Annotated in this window: 5 protein-coding genes and 1 riboswitch; of the genes, 4 read left to right on the forward strand and 1 reads right to left on the reverse strand. The window is 57.6% G+C overall.

Annotated features, from left to right (window positions below):
* Positions 1–177: 177 nt before the first annotated feature.
* Positions 178–1,218 carry an EAL domain-containing protein gene (locus L691_RS0113710; RefSeq protein ID WP_025691075.1) on the reverse strand — a complete coding sequence of 347 codons (1,041 nt, stop codon included), beginning with the start codon at positions 1,216–1,218 and terminating at the stop codon, positions 178–180.
* A 329-nt stretch (positions 1,219–1,547) separates the two neighbouring features.
* A riboswitch (TPP riboswitch) is annotated at positions 1,548–1,660 on the forward strand.
* 195 nt (positions 1,661–1,855) lie between these two features.
* Here L691_RS0113710 and L691_RS0113715 point away from each other — a divergent pair.
* The 4 genes from L691_RS0113715 to L691_RS0113730 form a co-directional block, all read left to right on the forward strand.
* On the forward strand, positions 1,856–2,923 hold the full coding sequence (locus L691_RS0113715; protein WP_025691076.1) for an ABC transporter substrate-binding protein: 1,068 nt from the start codon (positions 1,856–1,858) through the stop codon (positions 2,921–2,923).
* Positions 2,924–3,022: 99 nt separating this feature from the next.
* Positions 3,023–3,316, forward strand: a complete 294-nt coding sequence (locus L691_RS0113720) for a thiamine-binding protein (RefSeq protein WP_025332850.1) — start codon at positions 3,023–3,025, stop codon at positions 3,314–3,316.
* Entirely contained in the window at positions 3,313–4,074 is a 762-nt protein-coding gene (locus tag L691_RS0113725; protein WP_025691077.1) for an ABC transporter permease, read from the forward strand. The genes L691_RS0113720 and L691_RS0113725 overlap by 4 nt, the downstream gene beginning before the upstream one ends.
* A gap of 34 nt (positions 4,075–4,108) precedes the next feature.
* Positions 4,109–5,006 (forward strand): ABC transporter ATP-binding protein (locus tag L691_RS0113730; protein WP_084654141.1); only part of this gene is annotated, 898 nt, incomplete at its 3' end.

A 5,006-nucleotide genomic window follows, 5' to 3' on the forward strand; every position in this document is an offset into this window, starting at 1 on the left:
GCAGCCAACGGACGGCATAGCCGCGGTCCTTCAGGTCTCTGGCAACGGGGCCGGCAATTTGCGGATCGTCCTCGATATACAGCAAAGTGCCGCTCATGGCAGCACCCCCTCCTTATCCCTCTTACCGGCCGGGCTTAGTCAGAAGACTCCGGCGCGGGAAGGCATTATTATTCTATATTAACTCATCCCGGCTGCATGCAGAAAATGGATTGGCGGCGTTGCCGCAGGCTTGCCGAACAAGTATCCCTGCGCCAAGTGAATGCCGAGCTCCCGGCAGAACTGAAATTCCTCCCGCCGCTCGATTCCTTCGGCCAGCACTTTTCCGCCAAACGCTCCGGCTCTCTCTATAATCTCATTAACGGCCTTCTGCTTGCTTGCATCCTGATCGCAAAAGCTGATCAGCCCCCGGTCAATTTTCACATAATCCGGCTGAAGGCTGGACATCACCTCTACCGTGGAGTAGCCCGCGCCGACATCGTCGAGCGCAACAAAAGCGCCATGGCTGCGGCACTCGGCAAAAATCTGCATGAGGTGCGAAATATCGCCGATTTCCTCCGTTTCCACTACCTCAAACACAAAATCATCCGGTCTCAGTCCCTGCTGTTCTATCGCCTCAAAGGTGTGGGTCAGACAGTATTGCGGATCGTATATGGAGGAGGGCAGAAAATTGATGAACCGTTTAATTCCGTGCGGCAGCAGCCTGGCGCTGGATTCAATAGCGGAAATGCGCGCGGCCCGGTCCAGAAAGGAATGAAATCCGCTTTGTCTTGCCACCTCAAAAAGGATATGCGGCTGAAACGGCGTACCTTGCGGCAGCGGCCGCAGCAAAAACTCAAAGCCGACAATCTGTTCGGAATCATCGACAATCGGCTGCATATAGCTGCAAAATTCTTTATTGGCTATAATATCGATGAGTGAATAATTGCTGAAGCGGACCTGAAGCTGGGAGAGCGACATCCACCGTTCCAACTCGCTTGGAGGTTCCGTCCCGATGATGGATATGGTCAGAAGCGCCGCTTCCTTCGCGGATTCGATCAGCTTCATCACATTCAGCAGCTGTTCCCGGGTGCTGTAAGAAATCTCGCACACTTCTTCCCGAAAAGTAAGTTTAAAACCGGACGCTTGAACAGCCGATGCAAGTGAAGGAGACGCGCGTCGAATCTTTAGGATTCCCTTGTCTTCAATGGGTTCAATAGGGGAACAATGAATACAGTTCATGAACACCCTCCTTTGGGCCTACAAAAAATGCAACAATCTGAGGTCATTATAGCATGTTTTTCTGGAAAAGACGGAAATTCACCCCAAATATCCGCCACAATTCGCGTAATTTTTTTCCAAATCCCGATTTTTTAATTTCCCAGGGTTATTTCCCGGCAAATGTCGCGCTGTTCTCCCATCCTTCGCACCGATGCGTCTTCCATGCATTGTTCCCTGCCACACCGGCGGCGGTATGATAAAATGATAGCTTCAGGATGGGCCGGGGCACTGGACAACTTCAGAGCCTTGCGTCTATAATTACAGCGTAAACAGCAAGAATACCCGAAACTTCATAGACCTTGGGGTGCTGGAATGATGGCCGGCTGAGAGTGTATCCCGCAAGATACTGACCCTTATACCTGATCTGGGTAATGCCAGCGTAGGAAAGCCTTAAGCGCGTGGTCCTAAGAGACCGCCGCCGTCATGCACTCCGCAGCGTCCCGAATATTCAGGGGCGCTTTTTTGGCTTTTCAGATTCGCAAACTCCCGTGGTCCGCCAAGCGGCTGCGTGATTTGCGGGTAAGCTTCAATGAAGACGGGAATACCCGCTGCTTCCGGCTTCGCTGCCCGGGGCGGCAAGACAAAGGAGAGACTATATATGGGAGTAAAAAAATGGTTAACGCTGTCCCTGACCAGCCTGTTGATACTGACGGCGGCAGGCTGCGGCGGCAATAATTCAGGTGGAAACGCGGGCGGCGCCCAGGGAAGCCCCGCTTCCGCATCGCCGGAGGTTTCGGCTTCCGCCGAAAGCTCGCCCAAAGCGGCGACGCCGGTAAAGGTCGCGCTCGACTGGACGCCGAACACGAACCACACCGGACTGTATGTCGCTAAAGAGCTCGGATATTACGCGGAAGAGGGCCTTGACGTTGACATTGTGCAGCCGGGAGCGGCAGGCGCGGATACGATGGTCACTTTGGGAGAAGCCGCCTTTGGCGTCGGCGCGCAGGACAGTCTGACGCTGGCCCGCATTCAGTGCGTGCCGCTCGTATCTATCGCGGCGATTATCCAGCATAACACGTCCGGCTTCGCGGCTCCGGTTGACCGGGGCATTAAGTCGCCGAAGGACTTTGAAGGCAAAACCTACGGCGGCTGGGGATCGCCGGTCGAAGAAGCTTCCATGAAGGCCATTATGGACCCGGTCGGCGGCGACGTGAAGAAGGTCAAACAGGTCACGATCGGCGAGGCCGATTATTTCACGGCCGTTAAGCGCGACATTGACTTTGCCTGGATCTTCTACGCTTGGACCGGTATTGAAGCGAAGCTGCGCGGCGAGCCGCTCGATATGCTCTATTTGAAGGATTACGCGCCGCAGCTCGATTACTACACGCCGGTGCTGACGACGAGCGAGAAGGAAATCGCCGAGAATCCCGAGGTGGTCAAAGCCTTTTTGAAGGCGACATCCAAGGGGTATCAATACGCGATCGACCATCCGAAGGAGGCCGCCGACATCCTAATCAAGGCGGTTCCCGATCTGGACGCGAAGCTCGTTCAGGCCAGTCAGGAATGGCTCAGCCCGAAATACAAGGACGATGCCGCCCGGTGGGGCCAGCAGAAGGCTGCCGTATGGAAAGATTACGCCGACTGGATGTACGGGCTGAAGCTGCTGGACAAGCCGCTTGAGGCTGACAAGGCGTTCACGAACGAATTTTTGCCGGATGGGCAGTAAGTTTAATAGAGTTAAAATCTTGATTCACGGGGTTCACCATTAACGGTATGAAAGTATTAAGGTCATGAAAGTATCAACGGTATGAAAGGATGATAGGGAATGGCAAGTACGCTGCTGAGCATTCAGGTGATTCCGAAAACGCCGGGAGGCGAAGACGTAATCCCATACGTGGACAAAGCAATCGAAGTGATTCAGCGTTCCGGCGTGAAGCATCAGGTGAACGCGCTGGAGACGACGATGGAAGGCGAGCTCGCCGACCTGCTGGAAATTGTCCGGGAGATGCAGGAGGCGCTGATCGAAGCGGGCTGCCCCAGCGTCATCTCGCAGGTGAAGATCGCCCATAACCCGGGCGGAATCAGCATGGACAAGCTGACGGAGAAATACCGCCCGTGAGCTCCCGGTGGAGACAAATCTGGCCGCCCTTTGTGGCGGTCCTCTTGTTTTTAGTGCTGTGGCAGCTGTCGGTCTCCTGGTTCCATGTGGAAAAATGGATGCTGCCCGCTCCCTCCGACATTTGGCGGGAAGGCATGGCCAGCGCTTCTTCCCTCAAAGGGCATACGCTGGCGACGCTGCGGCTGACGCTGATCGGCTTTCCGCTCGGCGTGGCCGCAGGGCTGACAGCCGCCGTGCTGCTGCATATCGTGCCCTGGACGGCCCGCGCGCTGTACCCGCTGCTGATCTTAAGCCAGAACGTGCCGGTGATCGCACTCGGTCCGCTGCTGGTGATCTGGTTCGGCTTCGGCCAGCTGCCGAAGATTATTCTCATTATCCTGGTGTGCTTCTTCCCCGTAGCGGTCGCGGGCCTGGGTGGGCTCGCCCAGACCGACCGCATGATGCTTCAATTCATGAAGATGGCGGGCGCCACGAGGCGGCAAATCTTCACTAAGCTGGAGCTGCCCCATGCGCTGCCCTCCCTGTTCTCCGGCATCAAAATATCCGCCGCCTACGCCGTAACGGGCGCCGTGGTCGCGGAGCTGATCGGCGGGAACCAGGGGCTCGGCTACTATATGCAGATCCAAAAATCGGCGTATCGCACGGACCGGATGTTCGTCGCCATTATTCTAAGCGTGCTGCTGAGCCTGTTGCTGTTCGCCGCCGTTGTCCTGCTAGAGAAATGGCTGGTCCGCTGGAAGGCACGGAGGGACGCATAGAAAGGGTCGCACAGAACGTGTATAGAAAAGCGGCATGGAAAAGAGTTATAGAAGGAGGCTGCTGAAGTTGACGCGTAAGATCATTTCGTCTTCAGAGGGAGACTTGGAGGAAGGGGCGACCCCTGGCGGCGGACATCCCCCTGTTTCCGGCGCGCCATCACCGGAGCCGGACCGCGATGCTCCTGCGCTGGAGGTCTCCGGCATCACCAAATCATTCTCCCGGCGCGGACAGAGCATCCCGGTGCTGGAGCAGGTGTCGCTGACGGTGAAGCGGCAGGAGTTCGTGTCCATTATCGGCCCGTCGGGCTGCGGCAAGAGCACACTCTTCCACATTATCGGCGGGCTGGTCAAGCCGGATGCGGGCGCCGTGCGCATGAACGGCGCTCCCGTTACCGGGCAGCGGGGCAGCGTGAGCTACATGCCGCAGCAGCCGGCGCTGTTTCCTTGGCGCAGCATCGAGGATAACGTGATTCTTGCCCGCGAGCTGAAGGGCGCGGCGCGAAGCGAGGTTCGCGAGGAAGCACGGCGCTGGCTCGCGAAGGTTGGACTTGGCGGATTCGAGAAGGCGTATCCGCACATGCTGTCCGGCGGCATGCAGCAGCGCGCCGCCTTCCTGCGCGCGCTGCTGGCGCCCCAGGAGCTGATGCTCCTGGACGAACCCTTCAGCGCGCTCGACGCCCTCACCCGCAGCGAGATGCAGCGCTGGCTGCTGGAGCTGTGGGAGGAGAACCGCCGCTCCGTGCTGTTCATCACGCACAGCATCGAGGAGGCGCTGCTGCTCTCCAGCCGCATCTATGTATTCTCGGGGCGGCCGGGCACGCTGCTGCATACGGTCGAAGTCCCTTTCCCCCGGCCGCGCCGGGAGGAAATGACGGAGCATCCCGAGTTCTTACGGCTGAAACGGCAGCTGTCGGGGTGGATGCGGGAGGAAC

This window comes from Paenibacillus zanthoxyli JH29 (genome assembly GCF_000520715.1).
In the GTDB taxonomy this organism is placed as follows: domain Bacteria; phylum Bacillota; class Bacilli; order Paenibacillales; family Paenibacillaceae; genus Paenibacillus_AQ; species Paenibacillus_AQ zanthoxyli.